Below are 22,444 nucleotides of genomic sequence, written 5' to 3'. Positions count from 1 at the left end.
CTGACCTTGGGCCGCGTCTCGAAACGGTCGCCGTATTGATCCAGAACCGCGACTATCGCGCGACTTAGCAGGGCGTCCGAAAACTCCCGCGCGGTGCTGATATAGTCGGCCCCCCGAACGTCTCACTCCAAGCGGATTTCGCTTGCGAATAGCTATCCTCCATCCCGTCGAAGCTGCCCCCCTTATACGGGCTTACGATCGGCTCGACCTCGGCGGTCGTGGGGCCGTCAGTCCAAGCGACATTGACGCTGGCGTGATATGGATTGCGAACGGAAAACCTGACGCCGGGGAAAGCGGCCTTTAGCTGCTTGCGTAGATTCTTGGCTGCGAGTTTGCCTGAATACTTGTCGTCGCCAGTCTCGAGCGCGGCCAGCTCGGGCGCTATCTTCAAGCGCTCGACCTCGGCCGCGTGTGCCTGGGCGGCTGTGGTCGCCTCGTCACGCTGCTGCGCTTCGGTCTGGTCGGCAAATGCGAGGGGCTGCTTTCACCTCGTTATGGTCCGCAACACTATCGTAAACCGTCCATTGGACGGTGCGAACGATCGCCTCGGGCACGCCGCGCGAACGATTGCCGTTCGACCAAACGACGTCGACGAACGCGCGCCCGCCTTGCACGACGATCCCGTTTCCAAGCGTCCGGACATTCGCCGGGTCCGCGTTGCCCGTGATCGCGTAAACGATCCCGTCGCCTGCATGGGGCAGGGTGCAACGGATGCGCGAACCGATCACAAGCGGGCTGGTGCCCGGCTTGTGGGGCTGGGCTGGGAGGAATGAAGCGGAGCCGGTGACGGCTCGACGCTGGTTATCGTTCGCGCCGATCACTTCGCGGCCTCCCAACGCTTTGACATATCGCGGGCAGTGCCGAGCGCGTCTTCTGCGTCGTTGGTGTAATAGGCCAGCTTTTCCTGCTTCTCGCGGCACCAACGGTCCGACTTTGCCGGGTTGCGAGCGGCTACCGACTGAAACAGGACGGTGACGCGCCATTCGCCATCGTTGCGGGTGACGGTCATGTGAGGAAGGGCTTTGATAGCTTTCCGGGTGTCGTTGACGTTCATTGTCTGGCGTCCCTGCATGGACTGAACCGGGACCGTCGCGATTGCCGTCGCGGGGTGCCGGGCGGCTCGATCGAACCGACTTAGAAACACTACGCGCGCACGGTGTTTGCGTCAATAGCCGTAAACACTTAGTTGCGTTTTTATTTACTCTCGGGCGGTGACATTTACCCCCCTTTGCCGGTGTGAATCAGGACGCCCCCGGTGTGAATTAGCCCCCCCTGCCGGTAACGATCGCCTCCTAGCTGGGCTTGCACTGTGCAAGCCTCGGCCGGTGACATTTACCCCCCCCCTCTGCCTGCACCGCCCTTTGTTCGACGCGCGCCGCAGGCGAAGGAGAACCCATCGACCGAAGGGCGAGGGGCGTAAAAGACGCCCTTCGTCCCGACGCCAACCGATCAGCCGGGCCGGGTGCGATCTGTCAAAAGCGGCGAAGCCGGGACCGGAGCCACGCGGACCCACGCGCACGCCTAGTCGAAGACCAGGCGGAGCATGGGGAGCATGGCGAGGACCAACCTTTTGATAGATCGCGCCCGGTCTGGCCGGTCCTCAATCAAATTGCGCGGGCGGCTCTGCCGCCCTCATTCGCCGGGCGCTTAGGCTAGGAAACGGGGGGCGCTGGGGCACCCCCGAAGGGTTAGGCAGCAAGTTTCCGCATTTCCTCGGCAAGCACCCACAGGGGCGCGGTTGACCTTCACGTTCTGGTCAATCCCGTTGATCGGCCGCGTCGTGACGTTGCGGCCGGTGGTGGCATTGCGTCCGTGAATCCCGCCGCGTGTCATGTTCTCCTGCACGCGGTTAAACGTCGTCCAAAGATCGCCTTCGCGATCGGCGGTGCGCTTCGCGCGCAAAAGCTGGTCGGCACGGATCGGGGCGGATTCTTCGTCGTCATAGCGCAAGGTAAGGGCCGCACGGGCAAAGGCCGTCTGCTCGGCTGGGCGAAGGGTTAGAGCCTTCATTTCCTCGCGCTGTTCGGTCGCCTGCGTGAAGCTGTCGAGGACGGTAAAGGCTCCCTCGATCACCTGCCCGACAACATCGCCTTTATGGGGCACCCGGAAGTCTGCGAGCGTGTCGCCGCAAACCATGCCGTTCTGACAGACAAAGCGGAACATGCCCGCAAGCATCTGATAGCTGCTGCTCCCGTCGTGGCTGTTGAGAAGGATAATTTCGTTCGCCTCGCTTCCCGCGATCTGGTCGGCGTGACGCAAGCGGATCATGTGCTTGGTGTGGTCGATCTTGTCGAGATTCCGAACCTTCGTCTGGCACGCCATGAACGGCTGAAACCCTTCTTTGCGAAGGCCGTCCAGCACGTTGACGGTGGGAATGTAGGTGTACCGATCGGAGCGGCTATCGTGCGCCGCCTCTGCGAAGATCGAGGGCACAACGCGGGCGATTTCGTCATTGGTCAGCGGCACGGCCGAACGGATGGCGGGCGACTTGGCGGCGAAACGGCTGGAAAGCTGCATGGTAAAAACTCCTGCATGAGTGAAACCGGGACCGTCGCGGTTGCCGCCGCTAGGTGCCGGGCCGGTTCATCGAGCCGACTTAGAAACACTACGCGCGCACGGTGTTTGCGTCAATAGCGGTAAACACTTTAATTAGACCTTATTTACTCTCGGGTGGTGACATTTACCCCCCGCTGCTGGTGATAATCGGACCCCCCCTTCTGCCTGCCCCGCCCTTTGTTCGACGCGCGCCGCAGGCGAAGGAGAACCCATCGCACCGCAGGGGCGAGGGGGCGTAGAAGACGCCCTTCGTCCCGACACCATCAGAACCGCCGGGCCGGGTGTGATCTGTCAAAAGCGGCGAAGCCGGGACCGGAGCCACGCGCAGCCACGCGGACGCCTAGCCGTAGGCCAGGCGGAGCATGGCGAGCATGGCGAGGACCAACCTTTTACAGATCGCGCCCGGTCTGGCCCCTCGCCCGCTCTCCACGCGCGGCGGGCTTGGGGCTTGCACAGTGCAAGCCCCGCGCGCCGTTAGAACGCGAACGCCGCCTGTCCGCTCGCCTCGGTATAAGTGGGGCCGTCACCGGCTGCGTAGCGCGTTCGGCCGCTCTCGGCCCATTGCAGATGGCCCGAACGATCATAATCGAACCAACCGCGTTCGATCCCGATAATGCGGCCCCACGTCCGCGCGTTCCTGTCGGCGTCAAAGCGGGTATTGATCGGCCATCCCTTCTTGCTCTCGCCCTGACTGGACAGAACAGGCGCGGCGAAAATGCGGAGCAACGCCATAGCGTCGGCTGGCTCGTCGGCCTCGATCGCGGCCATGATGGTTCGAGCCTCGGCGGTCGTGATGTGGCCTTTGCGGCTGCTTTCGTGGTTCGAGTAGTCCAGCCCATAGGCAACAGCCCCGGCGATGTGGTCGGCGCTGGTGAGGTCGCGCGTCTCGATTAGGTCGCGCCAATGCCCGGCGCTCACAAGGTCAACCGCGTGGTGCCATTGGCCGTGATCGCATCGGATGCCGGAACGGTTAGGGATACCGCACGGCTCAAGCTGGAAACCTAACGCGGCTTCGATCTGCTGAACAAAAGGATGCTGGGCTAAGAGGGGATGACGAACCCCCAACCGGCGCGGCTGTCCGTTGAACGGCGCGGCCATACTGACCGGCGATTGCAACAGCCGTGACGGGAGATTCCAAGGCTGGGGAAGTGATGCCCGCTCGCGCGGGCCGATGTGGGTTAGTTCGTTTTGCAGTTGGTAGGCGGTGCAAAGCCCATGATCCGCCAGCTTTGCGCCTACCTCGTCACGCTCGATAACGTCGGTCATCCTGTCACCTTCCCTAGTCCGTTGGGGTGCAGGCCCCGCCTGCAACCCTGCCTCGTGGCGAACAGCGAGGGGTGAGGGGGCAAGGGGTATCTGCCCGGGTGGTGCGGGCGCAGGGAGCGCAGCGACTGAGCCTCGGCCGGGCTGATAGTCCTTGCTGGGGAGAGGGGGCCGCGCCCCCCATCTTCCCGCTACGGCGCGTCTGCGCCGTCTAATTTCCGCCAGTGGGTCCAAACCCGAAGGGCCAAGACCGCTTGCGGGCTTGGGGAGCGAAGCGACTAGGGGCCGCGGTGCCGCGCTTGCGCGGCAGGCGCCAACCTTTGCCCTTTCAAAACACCTGTAATTCGCCCTCGATTCTGCTATTATTGCGCTCTGCCCGGTCCCTGCATGGACGACTGCGGCGAGGCTCGATGGCTTGCCGGCTGTCGAGCCTCACTGATTTCAGGCTTACGCTTTCTCGATGCCCGGTAGCTTGAAACTCCACTCATACAATGATTTAGGCTCGCCAAAGTTCATGTGCGCGTATTGTGCATCTAGCGGAAAGTCTTCGTCCCAAATCGCCGCAACGATTGCAGTTATCATGTTCAAATCACGGCTTACATCTAGAAAAGCTGATATTGGAAATACGTGAAAGTCTGACTTAGTTTGAACCGATCGTTCATTAGGATTTAGCATCACAAGAAACTCATTAGCGTCTTCTAATGCATGCCCGCCAGCATGAACCATCCAATTTCTGAGGCGTGACAGGTCTTGAAGCTGAACCAGTGCGCCAATGATCGCATCTTGCCGTGTAGGGTGAGGCTCAAACCGGAACAGCTTAATAAGTCGCGATAGCATATTGCCGAGGGCCGGAAGCCCAAAGACGATATCGAACTTCTCTTTGCTAATGCCGATTTTCACCCGATACGTGTATCGCAACATGGACTCTAAATTAGTGAAGTTGTGGACGACGTTGAACAACATCGCGTTATAGTTTTGGCTAGGCTTCTGCCCGGTTAGATCAGGTCGCACCGTTGGTTCGTCAGTCAATGCACTCGCCCTTTCAGCCGATCGGCAAGCCCGAACAACGTCCGATCTAGCCGCAACTTCCCTTCCTGGTGCAGCTCGACCATTCTTCGCATGACGCCACCCGGCGACCCGATCGCCCCGGCCTCATGCCTCGCTGCGATCGTCGCCAGCAGCACAACGGCTTCGACCCGGCCCATCACGGTACACGCCTGCCCCCAAGCATGTTGCGAGATACCCAATTCCGAACGAACATAGGTGCTTGCATCAAGCAACACGTTCCACGTCGGCCGCGTGTTGCCTATCCACGGCGCGAATATCGGCGCGATCTTCACGACGAACTCGGGCGAAACGTCGAAGCCTCGCAAGGCGTCATCGTCCCTTCTTTCCCTCTCGCCCATCTGTCCTTTCAGGCCGGGCGAAACCGTTTTCCGTGTGAAATCCTCTCGGGAGGATTCAGGCTTCTTCAATGCGTCGGGCCGACAAGGCCCGTCCTCAATTGTATTCGCTTTAGCGTTAGGGAGTTGGTTTGTAGTTGTATGTAGGGGCCGATTTTCCGGCCCCACGGGGTCACTATCCACAGTTCCGCATGGAGTAAGCGCCTCAAGCGCGCCTTGGTAAATCTCGTCCAGTTCGGCGACGATCCGGGCAAGGTGGCCCGGCTCGCGGCTGGTGCCGCGTGACGCGGCAAGCTGGCGGGCATCGTCCTCGATGCGCTGCCAATCTCCCGCCGCGCATTGCTCGCGGCCTGCGTCTGCCAGCGCCAAGACTTTGTTGCGGAGCGCGCTCACGTCCTCGCGAAGTCGCTGGCCCTGCTGCCAAGCGGCTTTGCGATCGGCCGCGACGCGCTGGAAACTCGGGAAGGCGGCGGGCAAGAGGGGAGAGGTCAAAGCCAAAGAACCGCGTGCATCGGCCCTCGGCGTCGCGGTGGCCGTACCGCTTGCCGGTGGGACTGTCGTGGATCTCAATTAGACCAAGTTCCAGCGCAAGCCGGATCAGCGTCTTTAGCTGGCTCGATCCTATCCCCATCGCGTCCTGCAGGACGGCGTTAGACGGCCAGCAGGGCACTACCCCGCACCCTCGCGACCAATCGGCCGCATGGGTATGCGCCATCAGTGTGTCGATCAGTTCGACCACACGACGCGCGATCCCAAGGGGATCAGCCGCGCGCTTCAACGCCGCAAGCACGGTCCCTTTTCTCGTAGCATCCCAATAGCTCGGCCGCGCGACCTGGGCGGCGAGCATGGCGGCGGTAATTCTGCGTCGGCCTGTCGCCTTCGCTTCAATCTCTAACATGGCAATCTCCTTCGTTCGTGAAGGAGCCAGTGAGAAAGGCCGCACGCCGCTGTTCGGCGGTATTGACTGCGATCAGCGCAGCCACTACCTTCCGTCTTGCACATCAAATTGTTGGTCAGCGGCTAGCTGGCCTTACAGAAAAAGCCTCGGTTCCCGCCGGGGCTTTTTCATTTTCTGGCCTCGGTTACTCCGGGTCGTCCGAATCCTTCTTTCAGAAAACATCGAAAACAGGCTGCACAATCGCCTGAACACGCGTCCACGTCAATTCCAGACGGAATTGCTGTGCCGGGGGTGGAAACGTGTGTGCTTAAACCCCGATGAACGAATTGCGCCCGCCCTACGCGCATTGGTGTTTTTATGAAAACCCCAAAAGCAACCCGGAACATAATCGAAAATGATCCTTTCGCGCGCGCGGGGATAAATCTGTCCTATTTCGCCAAAAACGGCTTGCAATGTTGGATTACGTAACGGAAGTGTCACAGGAACAAAGCGCGAACATGACAGGCGCATGAAAAAATGAAAAAGGTGTTTTGCTAAAAACGCCTTTGGGGCTAGAAGTATGACGGATCGGACGACGGAGGTTTTTCCAGTGCAGCCCGCCAAGATAGTTAACCTTGAAACTCGCAATCCCGGGTCGCTTGCTGCTATGCAGCCTGTGACGGAGAGGGATTTCGCGCGTGTGCCGGTAAAGGCCCGTGCGTCCCGGCTTGCTCCGTCGTGTAACGATGCCGGGAGAGTGCCAACCCAAGCCCCTGCCGGTGTCCAGACTGAAACGATCGCGCAGCGGTCGTCTATTGGGGGCGTGCATTGTCAAAGGGACTTGTCGAGGGCGAAATCAAACACTGCATTGCCGAAGGCGGCAGGCTTCGTAACGTCCTCGTCGTATCCTCAAGCGCAGAGCCAAACGCCGAACACTTGGCGTTCATTCGCCCAAGCTGGCGACGTGGTTTCGTTCCCTTACGAACATGGGGCGACAAGGAAGACCGCACCTACCGCGATCTTGACCGCTTGCTTGTCCTCATTCGCCAAGACTTCGGCTATCGGGGCGTCATTCCGGTTTACGTCAAGGGCGATCCTGACATGCCGCGCTATCGTGCGCTCGCGTCAAACGCGCCAAGTTCAACCGCTCTACTCGACCGCCTCGAAACCGACGGTACGCCGCCACGGCCTGACGACTGACGTTAGCGCGAGGGCTGCGGCATGATCTTGTCGATCGCAGCCTTCACCCAACTGGCCCTAACGTGTGGCCCCTCCGTTCACGTCGATACGCTCGCATCGGTTGCGCGGGCTGAAAGCTCGTTCAATACGCTGGCGATCGGTGACAACACGGCTCACCGATCCTACGCCCCCCGCGTCGCTGGAACAGGCGGTGCAGACCGCGAATGCGTTAATCGCGCGCGGTCACTCGCTCGATCTTGGCGTGATGCAAATCAACACCAAGAACCTGCGCGGACTGCGTATGTCCGTTGCTGACGCCTTCGACGCCTGCAAGAGCATGGCGGGCGGTTCGCGCGTACTGGTGGAGGGCTACCGGCCTGCCGGTAGCGAGGACAGCCAAGTCACGCTGCTGCGGGCACTCTCGCACTACAACACCGGCAATCAACAACGCGGGTTCACGAACGGCTATGTCCGCCGCGTCCAGTATGCAGCGCAACAGGTTGTGCCCGCTATCCGCCTCGGCGGCTCTCCCGTCGTCGTAGCGGGGCCAGAGGGAGGGGAGGGGGCGGTTATCGTTCAGCCCCCCGCGCCACCTCCTGCGCCCCCCGTCATGGGATATGTACGCTTCGGCGCGGTATCGCCGCGAAAACGGCGAAATGGTGCCGGTCCAGCCTCAAGCACAACCGCAACAGTCGCTCCAGGCTCCAATGCCTGCCGGTCCTGTCGGTCCTGTTCCTGTCATGCTGCAAGCTGCCCCTGCCGGAGTCTCCGAAAGTGGCATGTGAAGCGCATCCGATTTCCCCTTCATCGGGACGCCCGGCGGGCCGTCCCGATGCTGGCGGCGCTGCGGGCTTGCACTGTGCAAGCCTCGGCGCTCGCTTTGCTGGCCTGCCAACCCCTCTAACCCCTCCAACTGTAGGCGAACCCCCCATGTCCAAATCCCTTAAGACACGTCTGGCGACCGCCTCGGCGTCGGCTCATATGCGTATCAGTGGCGCACCCTCGGCGCTTGCCGCCCGGTGCTTCAAATCGGCTCGCAACATGGACACCCGCACGCTCGCGACGTTCGCGATCGTCGGCACCTTGCTTGCTGCCTCGCCAGCCTACGCACAGTCTGCGGGCGGCGCTGGCAACGTCGAGACGTTTTTGCAGAACATCGTCAACGTAATCACCGGCAACGTCGGCAAGCTGATTGCGGTTATCGCGATCGTCGGCACCGGCATTGCATGGATGTTCGGCGCGGCCAGTATGCGGACCCTCGGCACCGTTATCATCGGCGTGCTGTTGATCTTCTCGGCAAGCTGGATCGTCGGTCAGATCACTGGCGGCGGAGCCGGTTAATTGGAAAACCAAGGTCTGACAGAAGACCCGTTGTTTCTTGCCTGCACACGCCCTGCCATGTGGCAGGGCGTGCCAATCGAGGCGATGGGTCTGAACGCGATGGTTACTTCGGTAGTCTTCGTGATGATGGGCAATCCTCTTTACATGGTGATCGGCGTAGTCGTTCATTACACGATCCGCGCCCTCGTCAGCCGTGACTATAATATGTTCAAGACGATCAGGCTTTGGTCAGAAACCAAGGCCCGCGCCCGTAACACCGATCTTTGGGGCGGTTCGTCGGTTAGCCCGACGCCCCTCCGACCGGCCCGCAAACCGCGAGAGGTCCGCACGCATGTTTAAGATCAAGGGTGCCTCGCGGGAGCGGGAACCGGATACCTATGTGCCGTTCATCGGGCACGCATCCGAAGGGGTGCTGCTGCTCGATGACGGCTCGCTTTTGGCTATGATGCGGCTCGACGGTATCGAGTTTGAGTTGGCCGATCCCGGCGAGGTCAACAGCCGCCACGCGCAACGGAATATCCTGCTCCGCAACATTAGTTCGGAGCGGCTTGTTCTCGCAACGCACGTCGTCCGCACGATGGCCGACGATTCCATTTACCCCGATGCGGAATGTAAGAGCGAGTTCGCGCGCGATCTTGACGCTGCGTACCGCGAAAAACTGTTGAGCAACCGGCTCTACCGCAACGAATTGTTCCTGTCCGTCCTGCTGCGCCCCACGGGTTCAACAAAGGTATTGGACGGCAACGTGCTTTCCCTGTTCACCCGCCGCAAGCGTGGCGATCGGAACCGGGCGGCGTCGCCGGCTGCGCTCGATCAACTCGCGCAAGTTCTATCGACGCTGCTTTACGAATTGCACGCCTACGGTGCCAAGCACCTCATGCTGCGCGAAGCTAACGGCGTGATGTTCTCCGAAGCGGCCGAAGCTCTCAAGCTGATCCTGACCGGCGAACACCAGTCCGTGCCCTTGGTCAACGGCCACCTGGGCGGCGCGATCTACACCGATCGCGTGATCGTCGGCCGTGAAGCGATCGAGATTCGAGGCGTTAGCGGGTCGTCCCATGCAGCCGCGTTTGCGCTGCGCGAGTATCCCGCAACGACGTGGCCGGGCATGTTCGATGCCGTTCTAGCCGCGCCCTATCGCTTGGTTCTGACGCAGACGTTCGGCTTCCTGAATAAACAGGTCGCCCAAGGCGTTATGAGCCGGAAGCAAAATCAGATGGTGTCCGCCAACGACAAGGCGGCAAGTCAAACCGCCGCACTGTCGGAAGCATCCGACATGCTCGCGTCCAACGTCTTCGCGATGGGCGATCATCATCTAACCCTCGTGACGTTCGCGGATAGCTTGCCCCGGTTGGCCGAAGTCGCCGGGCGTGCCCGTCGCGATCTGGCCGAAAGTGGCGCGGTCGTGGCGCGTGAGGATCTTGCTTTGGAAGCTGCCTATTGGGGCCAGCTTCCCGGCAACATGAAGCTGCGCGTTCGGCCCGGCGCGATCAGTTCGCGAAACTTCGCCGCTATGGCGAGCCTGCACAATTACCCGACCGGCAAGGCGCGAGGCCATTGGGGTGCGCCGCTGACGCTGTTCCGCTCCACGGGCGGCACCGCGTACCGTTTCCACCTCCATGCGCCCACGGGCACCGTTACCGACCTCGGCAACGTCTTCGTGGCCGGGCCTGCTGGCTCGGGTAAAACGACGATCACGCTTTTCCTGCTCGCGATGGCTGAACGGCAGGGCGCGCAAGTCGTCTTCTTCGACAAGGATCGCGGCGGGGATATTCTCGCCCGTGCTGTTGGGGGACGTACCTTGTCCTGCCATCGGGTGAACCGACCGGCCTTGCGCCGCTCAAGGCGCTGTCCTCGTCTCCTGCCGATCGCGAGTTTATCGCACAGTTGGTCAAGGCGCTCGTCGGCCTCGATCCCGGCAAGGAACTCGCCCCGGAGCAAGAGCGTCGGCTCTCGCTCGGCGTGCAGGCCGTTATGGAGTTGCCGCCGGAAGCCCGTTCGTTTGGCGAGTTGCGGGCCTTCCTCGGGCAGTCGGACCCGGAAGGGCCGGGCGCGAAGCTGGACCGCTGGTGCAAGGGCGGCTCGCTGGGCTGGGTGCTGGACAACGATGCGGATACTGTTTCGCTCGATGCCCCGTTCCTCGGGTTCGATGTGACCTCGTTCCTTGACGACGCCACGACGCGCGGCCCGATCCTTTCCTACCTGTTCCACCGCGTTGAAACGCTGCTGGATGGTCGCCGTATCGTGATCGCGATCGACGAATTTTGGAAAGTGCTGCTCGATCCCGGTTTCCGGGACATTGTGAACGACAAGCTCAAGACGATCCGAAAGCTGAACGGCTTGGTGCTGCTGGCAACGCAATCGCCAGCCGATGCGCTGCGAAGCCCGATCGCACATTCGATCATCGAGCAATGCCCCACGCAAATCCTCATGCCGAACAGCCGTGCGAGCGAGAAAGACTATCGCGACGGGCTGGGTCTCACACAGCCGGAATACCTGGCTGTCCGTGAAGACCTGACGGTGGGCGGACGCCGGTTCCTGCTCAAGCAGGGCACTACGTCCGTTGCGTGCGAACTCGACTTAGCGGGTCTCGATGATTTGGTGTCGGTGCTGTCCGGTCGGGCAAGCACTGTTCGCCTTGTGGAACGTCTGATTGCCGATGTTGGACCGGACCCGGCGGCTTGGTTGCCGTTGTTCCGCGAACAGTGGCGACAAGCGTCGGCCTAATTTTGGGCTTTGAGGGAGAGAAGGAGATGATGATGCGAAAGTCTATTCTAGCGGGTGTCTCTGCACTCGTTCTCTGTGTGGCGGCTCCTGCCTCCGCACAGTTCGGCGGGGTCGTTTATGATCCGTCCAACTATGCTCAAGCGCTGGAACAGGTCCGCCAGCTTCAACAGCAATATGCCAAAATGCAGGAACAGCTTGCGACTGCGAAGTCCACGCTCGACTCTGTTTCGCACCTTCCCGATCAGGCGTTGAACCAGCTTGGTCAGCAGTTCAACACGCAGCAGCTACGGCAGGCGCTGCCTACCGGCAGTGGCGTACAGGACCTGTTGAATGGCGAACAACTGAACGCGCAGGCTCAACAGTTCCTCGACAAGAACCGCGTATACACGCCGACCGGCGACGACTTCGCCGCTAAGGAAATGACGCGCAACGGGCAAAGCATCGCCAACCAACAGGCGATGGCTAACAGCCTCTATCAGTCGTCAACGGCCCGCATCAACGCACTGCAAGGGCTGGAAAGCCAGCTTGCGGGCGCGAAGGATGCGAAGTCGGTCGCGGACATTTCGGCCCGTATCCAGCAAGAGCAAGCCTATATCCAAGCCCAACAGGTGCAGGCGCAATCCCTGCAAATGTGGCAGGCCGCACAGGAGCGGAACGCCGAACAACGCTCGGACGAACAGCGCCGCCAGCGTGTCGAAGGCATGATCGCAGAAGCCAAGGCACGCGGAGGTTGAGCGTGGACAATCCTTGCACTGTGCGAGCCCCTCGACCGCGCTTCGGCGCGTTCGTGGCGGTTTTGCTCGTCGGTGTCGGCATCGGCACTGGCATCGGTATGACGGTAGCGAACGCGGAGCCGACTTCGGCTCCACGTTCGTCCCCGGCCGCTCCATCGGGCACTACCAAGTCAGCGCCGCAAACGGTGACGTGGTACGCGAACAACCCGACCGCGCGTTCGCAAGTCGTTCTCGCCTGTCTGGATGATCCCGGCCGTCTTCGCAAAGACCCGGATTGCATCAACGCTCAACAGGCGTCGGTAACGATCGCGCTCCGCGAAGCCCGCTCGCGCACCGGTTCCATTAACCCGGCGACAACTGGGTTTTGGGCGAATGATCCCGAGGCGCGGGCGAATAAGATTCTAGTCTGCAAGAGGAACCCGCAACTTCAATATTGCGGCGTTGCTCTGCGTTCGCTGCAAATCGAAGCCAAAGCGGCTCGGAGATAGACCCGATGGAAGACGTACAGTGGCAAATGTTCGCCTACATCGTGTCACAAGTGGAAACGCCGCTAGTGACCGCTGTAACCGACGTATCGAACTCCTTTCTCGCCTACGTCGCAGCGCCGCTCAAGATTGCGTTGGTACTGTACGTTGCCCTGACCGGATTCCTGATTGCTCGCGGTGAGGCACCCGCTCCCATGTCGGTGCTGCTGCCCCGCATGTTGAAAATGGCAATCATCGTCTGGCTGTTGACCGGATCGGGCATCTATCAGCAATGGGTCTATAACTTCTTCTTCATCACGCTGCCGACTAGCCTGACGGAAGCCCTCACATCGGGAGGGGCCGGTACGGTCAGCGCAAACAGCTTCGATCAAGGATGGATCAAGGCTTGGCGCGCGGGTCTGGAAGTTTGGAAGAAACTAAGCTGGCACGACATTGGGCCGCAGATTGCGGTGCTGCTGTTTTGGATGGCGGCAATTATCTCCAACGTGTTCTGCTTCGCGATCTGGCTAATTTCCCGCGTGACGCTTGCGCTCTACATCGCGCTCGGGCCGCTGATTATTCCCCTTGTTCTATTCCCCGCAACGCGCGCGATTTTTGAACGCTGGATCGGGGCGCTGATTTCCTGCGTGATCCTGCAAATCACTACGATCGTGCTGCTCTACATCATCCTGCTTACCGAACAGATTGTCGTTGGCACCGTCGCCACCAAGGCGGCGACAAGCGACATTGAGGGCATCCAAGTCCTTCTGTCCGGTATCATCTTCTTTGCCGTTGCGGCGTTCGTTGCCCTGCAACTGCCCGGCCTCGCGTCGTCACTGTCTGGCGGTCTGACCTTCCATACCGGCGCTATCGCGCGGGGTATGCAGGCAACCATTGGTTCAACCGGCCGCCCGGCCGGTGGTGGTGGTGGCGGTGCTGGCGGCGGTGGTGGTGGCAGGACCGGCCGTAGCGGTGTCTTGGGCGCAAGCGATGCGGTGGGCCGCTTTGGTGGCCGCATGGCTGCTGCTGGATACCGTTCTGTCGCTTCCCGCATCCGTCCGACAACCGGCGGTTCGCTCTCCGATCGGGGAGGCTGAACCCATGACACAAAGTCCGGAATCCGTCTTCACTAAGGAACACACCATGACTCGACGGCTCGCCCTACTGCTTATCCCCTTGGCGGTGTCGGCTTGCGCCGGCGGTCATCCGAAACTTGCCGAAGTATCGGGCAAGTATCGCCCGCTCAATGCAGGCAAGTGGACACCAACCCGCGACGATCTGCGCGGACCTCGCGCACCGCTGCCGCCCGTGCGGTCGCCACAAGTCCAACAACCGGCCGTTCCGGCTGCACAACCAGCGGCCCCGGCCGCTCTACCGGGTGAAGGGGCATGAACATGCTATCGCGCAACAAGGCCCCGGAAGGGGCATTTCAGGCCCGACAACTGCCAGCCGATCCGGCCATCATGTCGGCCTACTTTGAACAGGTCGCCAGCTATGAGGCGGACAAGGTGAAGTCGGCACGGCGTAGCGCGGTAATCGCCTACGTTATTGCTGGGGTCGGTGCTGTTGCCGGTATTGCCGGGATGGCTGCAACGGCTTCTCTCGCGCCCCTCAAGACTGTCGTGCCGCTCGTCTTCCGCGTCGATAACACCAGTGGGTCGGTCGAGCGCATTTATGACGTGACGGGCGGCAAGATGGCCGCAAGCGACGCGACGACGCGCTATTTCCTGTGGCAGTACGTCCGCCTCCGTCAGACCTATAGCCCGGCCGAAGCGGAAACGGCGTTCAATGCCGTTGCGCTCATGTCTTCGCCGGGCGTCCAGAACGAATATCAACAGGGCTTCCGGGGGACCAATCCCAACAGTCCGCAAGTCATCCTCGGTCGGGATGGCTCGTCGTCGGTTCGGTGGGTTTCGACCTCGATGCTCGGCCCGAAGCTGGGGCAGGTCCGGTTCGTCCAGATCGAGAAGCGGGGCGGCGTCGCGCTGCCTGAAAAGCGTATGGTGGCGACGATCGCGTTCGACTTCTCGGTCAACAAGCTCTCGTCGTCTGCTCTCAACGTCAACCCGCTCGGCTTCGTGGTTACGTCGTACCGGGCCGATCAGGAGTTCACACAATGAACCGCCCACTCTTGGCGGTCGTTGCCGCCGCGCTGCTGACCACCCCGGCCTTTGCGGAGCAAAAAGCCCCGCTCGGCTGGGTATGACGCTCATGTCCAGGTCGTCGCCTACAACGCTATGAATGTGGTCCGCGTAATCAGCACGCCTACCAATTCGACACAGATTACGTTCGGGCTGGGCGAGGAAATTACCGCCGTTGCGATCGGTGATGCTGACGCATGGTTGGCACAACCGACCGGCAACATTCTTTTCCTCAAGCCCACTGCCATCCGTCGGCCGACGAACGCGCAAGTGGTGACAAAGCGGCCTGACGGTTCAACGCGATCGTATCAGTTCCTTTTGGTCGCTGCTCGTCGTGGTGCGGCCTCCGCGATCTATGCCGTCAACTTCACCTATCCAGAGGAAGCACGCGCGGCGCAGGCTTTTGCGGAAGCACAGGCAGCGGCCCGCGATCTGGAACGCATCACGCAACAGCGGTTGGCGCTGTCGTGGGCCGAAGGGCCGCGGAACTGGCGCTATGTCGCGCGTGGCTCGGTCATGCTCGAACCGACCGAAGTTAGCGATAATGGCCGTCAAACGGCGTTCCGCTTCCCCCGGCAATATGCGGATACCAACGATCTACACTCTCGCGCCTGACGGCTCGGAAACGATCGTGCCGTACACAATAATCAACGAGCTGGCCGTTGTGCAGACAACGGCGCGGCAATTCGTCCTGCGCGACGGGCAGGAAGTTATCAGCGTTCTAAACCAAGGGTTCGATCCGATCGGCCGCAACGCCGGTACTGGCACCGGCACGCCCGACCTTGCACGCACAGTTAGGAGTTCCGGCCTGTGACCGACACGCGCACCACACAACCCGCCCCCGCCGAAGGCCCCGCAACGCTCGATGGCGAGCGTCATGTTTCGGACGTGGCGGGCACCAAAAGCGGCATGGGTAAAAACGTCGGCGTCGGGCTTATGCTCGGTGCGGGCGCGCTCGCAGTCGGGGCGATCTTCCTGACCTCGGCGCAACCCAACCTGAAACCCGCCGTTGCTCCCGATCTGCCGGTGCAATCGCAAGTCCGATATGAGGCCCCGCCGGTCGCTGCTGTGACGACGCCACCGCCGCTACCGGGCGATACCGCACCACCGCTACCGCCGGGCTTCCCGGCGCAAGGCGCGCAAGGTTCGCCACAGATGGCGCAAGTCCCGACGCCACGCCCTGCTGCAAAGCTGCTCGTCTATAATTCGGGTGGCGGCGTGGGCGGCGCGATCGGCGGTATGGGTGGCGCAATGGGTTCGGCCGGGCAGGGGGCAGGGCGGGGGATTCTCCCCGGCCGGGTTCCAGCAAGGCGGACCGGGTGGCGCTGGCGCTGGTGGTCAAGGCGGGCAGGAGGGAGGCGATAGCCTTGGCGCTCGTATGCAGACGACGCAGCTTAGTGGCGTTCGGGCGAACGTGCTTCGCAACCAACCCTATCTGCTGACGACGGGCACGCTTATTCCCTGCACGCTGCAAACTGCGATGGAATCCACGCTGCCGGGCTTCGTGACGTGCATTATCCCGCAGGACATTCAGGGTAAGACCGGCCTGACGTTGCTCGATCGCGGAACGAAGGTCGTAGGCCAGTTTCAAGGCGGGGTGCGCCAAGGCGTAGAACGCATGTTCGTCGTGTGGACGCGGGCGGAAACGCCGCAAGGTGTCGTCGTCAATCTCGATAGCCCTGCGAGTGATCCTCTCGGCCGCTCGGGTCTGTCGGGTGCTGTCGATCGTCACTTCTTCCAGAAGTTCGGTGCGGCGCTGCTTATGTCTGTCGTGGACGGCGGATTGCAGGCCGGGCAGGCGGCGGTTTCCAAGTCGGGCACGACGACGATCAACACCGGGTCAACGTCGAGTGTCATTGGCGAGGTCGTGCGCGGTTCGTCCAACATTCCCCCCACGGTTCGTAAGAACCAGGGCGAATTGGTCAGCATCTTCGTTGCTCGCGATCTGGATTTCAGCACCGTCTATCAGGTGGTGCCAGCACAGCCGCGCTACGTCGGGGGCGGACAGTAATGAGGCCGGGTGAAAACACCCTTCGTCTGCTGCTGGGTCCGATCGCGGATTTTCTGTCGCAAGACGATGTGACCGAAATTGTCATCAACCGGCCGGGGAAGTCGGCGTCGAACGACGCTCGGGCTGGGAGTGGCACGAGTTCCCCGACCTGACCTATTCGCGCCTCGATATGATCGCGACGCTTTGCGCGTCCATGTCGCAACAGGACGTTGGGCCGGAACGCCCGCTTTGCGGTTCGGTCCTGCCTGACGGTCAGCGCGTGCAAATCTGCCGCCCCCGGCGGTCGGCGCGGGCCGGTTCAGCCTGACGATCCGCCGCCCCTCGGGCTTTGCCCCGACGATCGCGGGGCTGGCGGCTGGTGGCCTGTTCAAACGGACGGTTGCTGCCTCCAAGCGGGTGCATCCGGCCGATGCCGAATTGTTGGCGCTGAAAGATGCTCGGGATTGGGAGCGGTTCTTTCCTCTCGCGGTGCGATCGAAAAAGACGATCATTGCGACCGGCGATACCGGCTCGGGCAAGACGACGTTCGCAAAGGCTTTGATTCAGTCGATCCCGCTCGATGAAAGGCTAGTGACGATCGAGGACACGGCCGAGTTCATCGGCCTGCCACAACGCAACATCGTCAATCTGTTCTACTCCAAGGGCAATCAGGGCCTTGCGCGCGTCGCATCGGAGGATCTGATTGAAGCGGCGCTGCGTATGCGCCCCGACCGCATCTTGATGCAGGAATTGCGCGACGGTGCCGCGTTCACGTTCGTTCGTAGCGTCGCGGCCGGGCATCCGGGTTCGATTACGACATGCCACGCGGGAAGCGCAAAAGGCGCGTTCGACGCTCTGCGGCTCATGGTGAAACAGCACGACGCGGGCAAGTATCTAGCCGATGCCGATGTGCGGACGCTGCTAGACGATTTGGTCGACGTGGTGGTGCATTGCCACAAGGGGCCGGAAGGCTTCGCGATCGAGGAAGTCCATTTCGAGCCTGCCGACATCATACCGGTTCACCAATAGCTCTTTGACGGGAGGCATTATGCAAGGGATTTCAAACTGGCCCGCCCCGGCGAAAGCGTTGGCGGGCCTATTTGTGTTGGCGGTAATCGCGGCGATCTGGAATGTCCTCGCCTCAACTATCTTTCTCGGCGCGACCGGGATGCTTACGGCTGACACGATTCCGTTTCTGCAATTCTACCAATACGCCAGCTATTACGGTTTCTCGCATCCGAGTGTTGGCCTGTGGCTCAAGGTTGCGGCTGGCGTCTCTACCGCCTTTCCGATCCTCATTGCAGCGGCTGCGCTACTTCGCGGCGGTAAGCTGCCAGGTGGTAAAGAACTGCACGGCGCGACGCGGTTCGCCAGTAAGGCGGAATTGGTCAAGGCAGGGTTCTACAGCAAGTTTGCGGGTCTGTACGTCGGGCAGGACCGTAAAGGCCATTATCTGCGCTACGGCGGGCCTGAACACGTCGCCTGCTATGCCCCGACCCGCTCGGGTAAGGGCGTCGGTTTGGTCATCCCGAATTGCCTTCTCTATGAGTCCACGCTCGTCTGTCTCGACGTGAAGAAAGAGAATTGGGCCGCAACAGCGGGCATCCGTGAAGCGGCCGGGCAAAAGGTCTTTCTGTTCGATCCGCTCGCCCCCAATGGCGCGACGGCCCGCTATAATCCGCTGTCCCTATGTGCGCCGGGATACGATCGACGCTTTCGAGGATATTCAGCGCATCGCGCAAATGATCTTCCCGCACGTCTCGGGCGATCAAGCCTTTTGGACAGATAGCGCGCGATCGGCGTTTACCGGCGCTGCTGGCTTTCTTGCCGAATCCCCGGAAATGCCCCTGACGATCGGGGAAGTGCTGCGTCTGCTGTCTAGCTCGGACGGCGCGCAAGCCATGCTCGAGCGCATTGAAGCGCGCCGACAGGCGGGCAAGCCCTACACCGAAGCGACGGTGAAGGCCCTAGAGGATTACCTGAAAGGCTCGGCCGACCTCGTAAACTCGATCCGCAAAACGATTACCGCCAAGCTGTCGCTGTGGTTCAATCCGCGCATCGACGCCGCCACGGCTGAAAGCGATTTCGACCTTCGCGAACTGCGTAACTCCCTGCACGCGATCTATATCGGCGTCACCCCGGACAACATTGCTCGGCTGCGCCCGCTGCTGGCGCTGTTCTTCCAACAGCTAATTGATCTGACGGTGCGGACGTTGCCCCAACATGATCCGGCCGCGAAGCATCAAGTTCTTTTTGCTGCTGGACGAATTTCCACTGCTTGGCCCGATGCCGGTGCTTGCTGACGCATTTGCCTTTGTCGCCGGATACAACATCCGAATAATGCTCATCATGCAAAGTAAGGCACAGCTTCGCGACCGCGATCTGTACGGACCCGACAAGGCCGAAGCGATCCTTGATAACTGCGGCCTAGAAGTCGTGTTCGGTACGAAAGACCTTAAACTTTCCGAAGAACTGTCGGCACGTCTCGGTTACGATACGGTAGAAGCTGCAAGCCGATCAGGCCCGCGCTTCTGGCGTGTCATGCGTCGGGATAAGCTGAATGTGACGCAAACGGATCAGCGCCGCGCCTTGCTGCTGCCGCAAGAGATCGTGCGTCTCGATCCTACAGACGCAATCTTGATACGGCCGGGCATGTATCCGATCAGTGCAAAGCGTATCCGCTACTACCTCGACAACACATTTACGCGGCTGCTTCGTTCGCCACCTGTTGTCCAGCCTATCGAAGTCACTGTGCGACTAGACCAGGGCAAGGGTTTCGAGCCGATCGCAGGGCAGGGGGAACCGGTCGCTGCCGCCCCTGCTTCCCCCTCCTGCACCGGCACCGGCACCGGCACCGGCACCGGCACCGGCACCGGCCGCGCCGCCTGCCGAAACTGCTGCGGCTCCTGCTGCGGCTGCGGCACCTGCCCCGAAAAAGCGGACCCGTAAGAAGGCGACGGATAGCGGCGACGAAGCTGCTGCTGCGGCTCCTGCTGCTGACGGCGCTGGAACAGGTGACAGTGCGCCGCGCTTGCCGCTGCCGGCGACGTCGCCCGAATTGCCGATGCCTGCGCCCGAACTCAAACCGCACCAAGCGGACGGACTAATCGGCTCCATCCTCGGGACCGATATTGATCTTAGTCAATACGCACTTGGCGACGCCAAGGCGCATGTTGCGGCGATCGTAAACGCCGTGCCGACTGTCGAAACCCTAAACCGTGGAAGGGGAAAAGCCGCATGACATTTCCAAACCTTGCGGGCGTTCATTTCCTGCTCCCCACGCGCGTAAAAACCGCGCGTGAGGGCGTAGTGCGTGAGACGCTTATCGAACTGACGGCGCTGATAGACGCGCTGCCGACCGGAACTCCCGGCGACAGCGGTACACTAACAGACGCTGACACCGCCCAAACGAAGGCATGGGCGCAATCCGTTATCTCTGCCTTGCCAACCTCGGGAGCCGATCATGGGAATTGCTGACCGCCTGCGCGATGCGACGCGCCCCAACAATGAGATTACGCAAGTCTTTGATCCTGTCCGCTCGACGGGCGCACAAGGCTTGCACAGTGCAAGCCCTGACGCTCCACCGCCTGCTGCCAAATCGGGGCGAACGTCGTTGGAAGATGCAGCCGCAACACTGCAACCCGTGATTGATCGGGGCACCGCTCCTAACGCGAAACCCGGTCAAGCGACGCTCGATGATGCGGCTGCACGCCTTCAACCCGTGGTCGATCGCGGCAACGGCAAAAAAGCCTGCCGCCTACACAACCGAACCGGAGAACATCGCGAAGGCGTATTTCATCGACGATAAGGGCGGCGAGCGCCGCTATTTCGATGATTACAAGCAACAGGGCCTAGCGATGAAGGCCACCGAATTTACGATCAGCACGAAGCGCGAAGACCTCAATACCGTTAAGGCGATGATGGACATTGCCAGCGCGCGAGGCTGGCAATCGGTCGATGTGAAGGGCACCGCGGAGTTTAAGCGGGAAGCATGGATCGAGGCGCAGACGCGGGGTATCGAAGCACTCGGCTACCGGCCTAGTGATCCGGACCGGCAGGAAGCGGATCGGCGTCGCGAGGAACGCGGCCTATCGAACGAAGTCCGCGCTCCGCTCCCTCCAACGCCTGCGACGCCAGCGGCGCCAGTGACGCCGAACAACCCGACCGCATCGACACTCGACCCGGCAATGAGAGACGCAACGGCTCGGGCTGGTACTGGCACGCCTGAAAAGCCCGGCGAGAAGCCCGCTCAAGCGCAAGAGAAGGGCGCGGATAAGGCTGCGCCGACCAAGGGCGATCAGGCTCCCCCGACGCTCGCAGACAACCGCAAGACGCTGGTGGAAGCGCGCAAGGAACTATCGCCTGACGGCCGGTTGGTCCTCGCTGCGATGGGTGAGAAAATCGACCGGCAAATGAACAAGCACAACACCGAAGCGAAGGCTGAAATGAAGGCTTTTGTCGCTACCGAACTGGTGAAAAAGGAGAAGGCAGAAGGCCCCGTTGTGCTTTCGGCCGAACAGAAGCGTACCGCCTCGGCACCCGAACCGGCACCGGCACGCGCCGAACCGGCTAAGGCTCAAGAGCCGACGCGCAATGCCGGCATTACCGAACCGTCGCGCAAGCTGTCGCGCTAAGGAACGGTAGCAGATGGCCGATAGTGACGACCACATTTGGCGTTTGCCTAACTCGGTCCACGGCAAAGACGTGAAGCTGAAAGGGGGGCGGTAAAACCCGCTCCCTTTCCTCGTCGGGTAAAGCCCGGCTGGGCCGGATCGTCGGCAAGGCCCCGGAAGTGATGGTGAAGATCACCGGCCGATCGCGCGGCAGCGCGGGGCACCTCAAGGCCCATATGGATTATATCACCCGCAACGGTCGCCTCCAGGGCGAGACACAGGACGGTGATCGCATCACCGATCGCGCCGCGCTGCGAGCGCTGCATGAAGATTGGATGCTCGCGAACGCTGCGGACGCACGCGGCAAGAGCGGACCCAACGCGACGCAAAGCGTCGCTGTCATTCTTTCGATGCCGCCCGGCTCGCCTCCCGATCGTGTCGAGGCTGCGGCCCGAACATGGGCGAAAGAGACGTTCGGCGGTAAGTACGATTACCTGATGGCCCGCCACGACGACACGGACCATCCGCATGTCCATGTAACGGTGCGGGCTGTCGGCTATGACGGCAAACGCCTCGCCCCCGGTCCTGCGGACCTACAGCAATACCGCGAACGCTTCGCGCACCAACTCCGCCGACAAGGCGTAGAGGCCGAAGCGACTCCACGGCAGGCGCGCGGGCACGTCCGCAAGGCCAACCCGATCGCGGTACACCATGCCGAAAAACGCGGCGTAGAACCGCGCGTGCGGACGATCGCAAAACGAGACGCGCAGCGCGAGGCGGCAAAACCAAAGCCCCCTGCCCCGCACGATTGGAGCCGGGATATTCAGGCCCGGCAAGACTCGATCAAGCGCGCCTACCTCGGCCATGCTGACGAACTAGAGAAAGGCCCCGGCCCCGATCGCCAGCTTGCAAAAGACATTCGCCGGTTCGTTGCTGACATGCCGGTTGCGCTGACGCGCCGGCAGGCAATGACGGTCGAATTGCGGAAGGTGCTAGAGCAACACCCCGGCAGGGATTCGCCAATGCCGCCTGCTGGCACAGCAACGCCCGCACAGCGGGTTTCCGATCCTTCGCGTCCAGACAGACCGGATCGCGCTAACGACGCTCCTACGCGCCCCAAGGGCCGCTAGGCGCGACGGGCTTGCACTGTGCAAGC

The 22,444-nt window shown here is 61.6% G+C and carries 26 protein-coding genes and 2 pseudogenes; 20 read left to right on the top strand and 8 right to left on the bottom strand.

The annotated features are described in order from the left end of the window. Positions 1-64: 64 nt before the first annotated feature. The 8 genes and pseudogenes from NHF48_RS26445 to NHF48_RS26440 all read right to left on the bottom strand — a co-directional run. Positions 65-391: an LPD29 domain-containing protein gene (locus NHF48_RS26445; protein ID WP_253072892.1), complete on the bottom strand. Its 327-nt coding sequence runs from the start codon at positions 389-391 to the stop codon at positions 65-67. A gap of 46 nt (positions 392-437) precedes the next feature. Next, positions 438-821, bottom strand: a complete 384-nt coding sequence (locus tag NHF48_RS24200; RefSeq protein WP_253072891.1) for a hypothetical protein — start codon at positions 819-821, stop codon at positions 438-440. After that, complete coding sequence (locus tag NHF48_RS24195; protein WP_253072890.1) at positions 818-1,054, bottom strand: hypothetical protein; 237 nt, start codon at positions 1,052-1,054, stop codon at positions 818-820. Before NHF48_RS24195 ends, NHF48_RS24200 begins: the two co-directional genes overlap by 4 nt. Positions 1,055-1,647: 593 nt before the next feature. Further along, positions 1,648-2,466: a DUF932 domain-containing protein gene (locus NHF48_RS24190; protein ID WP_446741255.1), complete on the bottom strand. Its 819-nt coding sequence runs from the start codon at positions 2,464-2,466 to the stop codon at positions 1,648-1,650. A gap of 564 nt (positions 2,467-3,030) precedes the next feature. After that, the gene (locus NHF48_RS24185; protein WP_253072889.1) at positions 3,031-3,822 is read right to left on the bottom strand and encodes a hypothetical protein; all 792 of its coding nucleotides are present in this window, start codon (positions 3,820-3,822) and stop codon (positions 3,031-3,033) included. A 444-nt stretch (positions 3,823-4,266) separates the two neighbouring features. Beyond that, complete coding sequence (locus NHF48_RS24180; RefSeq protein WP_253072888.1) at positions 4,267-4,848, bottom strand: hypothetical protein; 582 nt, start codon at positions 4,846-4,848, stop codon at positions 4,267-4,269. Next, positions 4,845-5,699: a replication initiation protein RepC gene (gene repC / locus NHF48_RS24175; RefSeq protein WP_263817211.1), complete on the bottom strand. Its 855-nt coding sequence runs from the start codon at positions 5,697-5,699 to the stop codon at positions 4,845-4,847. The genes NHF48_RS24180 and repC overlap by 4 nt, the downstream gene beginning before the upstream one ends. 31 nt (positions 5,700-5,730) lie before the next feature. Beyond that, a pseudogene (locus NHF48_RS26440) lies at positions 5,731-6,069 on the bottom strand (helix-turn-helix domain-containing protein); the annotation flags it as partial. Between the two features lie 966 nt (positions 6,070-7,035). Between NHF48_RS26440 and NHF48_RS24170 the strand changes: the two are divergent. The 20 genes and pseudogenes from NHF48_RS24170 to NHF48_RS24075 all read left to right on the top strand — a co-directional run bounded on the left by NHF48_RS24170 (position 7,036) and on the right by NHF48_RS24075 (position 22,418). Next, entirely contained in the window at positions 7,036-7,299 is a 264-nt protein-coding gene (locus NHF48_RS24170) for a hypothetical protein (protein WP_263817208.1), read from the top strand. A gap of 64 nt (positions 7,300-7,363) precedes the next feature. Continuing rightward, on the top strand, positions 7,364-8,182 hold the full coding sequence (locus NHF48_RS26435; protein ID WP_446741254.1) for a transglycosylase SLT domain-containing protein: 819 nt from the start codon (positions 7,364-7,366) through the stop codon (positions 8,180-8,182). A gap of 137 nt (positions 8,183-8,319) precedes the next feature. Further along, on the top strand, positions 8,320-8,619 hold the full coding sequence (locus tag NHF48_RS24165) for a TrbC/VirB2 family protein (RefSeq protein ID WP_076068093.1): 300 nt from the start codon (positions 8,320-8,322) through the stop codon (positions 8,617-8,619). Beyond that, positions 8,620-8,958 (top strand): type IV secretion system protein VirB3, encoded by a 339-nt coding sequence (locus NHF48_RS24160; protein ID WP_253072885.1) that lies wholly within the window; start codon positions 8,620-8,622, stop codon positions 8,956-8,958. Then, on the top strand, positions 8,951-10,774 hold the full coding sequence (locus tag NHF48_RS24155) for a VirB4 family type IV secretion/conjugal transfer ATPase (RefSeq protein WP_253072884.1): 1,824 nt from the start codon (positions 8,951-8,953) through the stop codon (positions 10,772-10,774). The genes NHF48_RS24160 and NHF48_RS24155 overlap by 8 nt, the downstream gene beginning before the upstream one ends. Beyond that, on the top strand, positions 10,714-11,346 hold the full coding sequence (locus tag NHF48_RS24150; RefSeq protein ID WP_253072883.1) for a TraG/VirB4 family ATPase: 633 nt from the start codon (positions 10,714-10,716) through the stop codon (positions 11,344-11,346). The genes NHF48_RS24155 and NHF48_RS24150 overlap by 61 nt, the downstream gene beginning before the upstream one ends. A gap of 32 nt (positions 11,347-11,378) precedes the next feature. Beyond that, the gene (locus NHF48_RS24145) at positions 11,379-12,080 is read left to right on the top strand and encodes a type IV secretion system protein (RefSeq protein WP_263817205.1); all 702 of its coding nucleotides are present in this window, start codon (positions 11,379-11,381) and stop codon (positions 12,078-12,080) included. A 53-nt stretch (positions 12,081-12,133) separates the two neighbouring features. Beyond that, positions 12,134-12,568, top strand: a complete 435-nt coding sequence (locus NHF48_RS24140; protein ID WP_253072881.1) for an EexN family lipoprotein — start codon at positions 12,134-12,136, stop codon at positions 12,566-12,568. A gap of 5 nt (positions 12,569-12,573) precedes the next feature. Beyond that, a complete protein-coding gene (locus NHF48_RS24135; RefSeq protein ID WP_253072880.1) occupies positions 12,574-13,641 on the top strand; it encodes a type IV secretion system protein in 1,068 nt (355 codons plus the stop codon). 366 nt (positions 13,642-14,007) lie between these two features. Next, positions 14,008-14,664 carry a virB8 family protein gene (locus tag NHF48_RS24130; protein ID WP_253072879.1) on the top strand — a complete coding sequence of 219 codons (657 nt, stop codon included), beginning with the start codon at positions 14,008-14,010 and terminating at the stop codon, positions 14,662-14,664. Between the two features lie 117 nt (positions 14,665-14,781). Further along, a pseudogene (locus tag NHF48_RS24125) lies at positions 14,782-15,499 on the top strand (TrbG/VirB9 family P-type conjugative transfer protein). Then, positions 15,496-16,050, top strand: a complete 555-nt coding sequence (locus tag NHF48_RS24115) for a hypothetical protein (RefSeq protein ID WP_253072876.1) — start codon at positions 15,496-15,498, stop codon at positions 16,048-16,050. The pseudogene NHF48_RS24125 and the gene NHF48_RS24115 overlap by 4 nt, the downstream one beginning before the upstream one ends. A 13-nt stretch (positions 16,051-16,063) precedes the next feature. Continuing rightward, positions 16,064-16,696 (top strand): type IV secretion system protein VirB10, encoded by a 633-nt coding sequence (virB10, locus tag NHF48_RS24110; protein WP_253072875.1) that lies wholly within the window; start codon positions 16,064-16,066, stop codon positions 16,694-16,696. A 267-nt stretch (positions 16,697-16,963) separates the two neighbouring features. After that, the gene (gene virB11, locus NHF48_RS24105) at positions 16,964-17,704 is read left to right on the top strand and encodes a P-type DNA transfer ATPase VirB11 (protein WP_342454793.1); all 741 of its coding nucleotides are present in this window, start codon (positions 16,964-16,966) and stop codon (positions 17,702-17,704) included. 58 nt (positions 17,705-17,762) lie between these two features. Beyond that, positions 17,763-18,464 (top strand): type IV secretory system conjugative DNA transfer family protein, encoded by a 702-nt coding sequence (locus NHF48_RS24100; RefSeq protein ID WP_263817201.1) that lies wholly within the window; start codon positions 17,763-17,765, stop codon positions 18,462-18,464. After that, on the top strand, positions 18,418-18,978 hold the full coding sequence (locus NHF48_RS24095; RefSeq protein WP_253072873.1) for a type IV secretory system conjugative DNA transfer family protein: 561 nt from the start codon (positions 18,418-18,420) through the stop codon (positions 18,976-18,978). The genes NHF48_RS24100 and NHF48_RS24095 overlap by 47 nt, the downstream gene beginning before the upstream one ends. Further along, a complete protein-coding gene (locus NHF48_RS24090) occupies positions 18,899-19,624 on the top strand; it encodes a type IV secretory system conjugative DNA transfer family protein (protein WP_253072872.1) in 726 nt (241 codons plus the stop codon). The genes NHF48_RS24095 and NHF48_RS24090 overlap by 80 nt, the downstream gene beginning before the upstream one ends. 288 nt (positions 19,625-19,912) lie before the next feature. Beyond that, entirely contained in the window at positions 19,913-20,152 is a 240-nt protein-coding gene (locus tag NHF48_RS24085; RefSeq protein ID WP_253072870.1) for a hypothetical protein, read from the top strand. Positions 20,153-20,373: 221 nt separating this feature from the next. Further along, positions 20,374-21,309, top strand: coding sequence for an LPD7 domain-containing protein (locus NHF48_RS24080; RefSeq protein WP_253072869.1), 936 nt, complete (start codon positions 20,374-20,376; stop codon positions 21,307-21,309). A gap of 164 nt (positions 21,310-21,473) precedes the next feature. After that, positions 21,474-22,418, top strand: coding sequence for a relaxase/mobilization nuclease domain-containing protein (locus tag NHF48_RS24075; protein WP_253072868.1), 945 nt, complete (start codon positions 21,474-21,476; stop codon positions 22,416-22,418). Positions 22,419-22,444: the final 26 nt, after the last annotated feature.

The organism is Sphingomonas sp. H160509 (genome assembly GCF_024124765.2).
In the GTDB taxonomy this organism is placed as follows: Bacteria; Pseudomonadota; Alphaproteobacteria; order Sphingomonadales; family Sphingomonadaceae; genus Sphingomonas.
The sequence above is the reverse complement of the archived record's forward strand: the minus strand, read 5'-3'. Positions and strand labels throughout refer to the sequence as shown.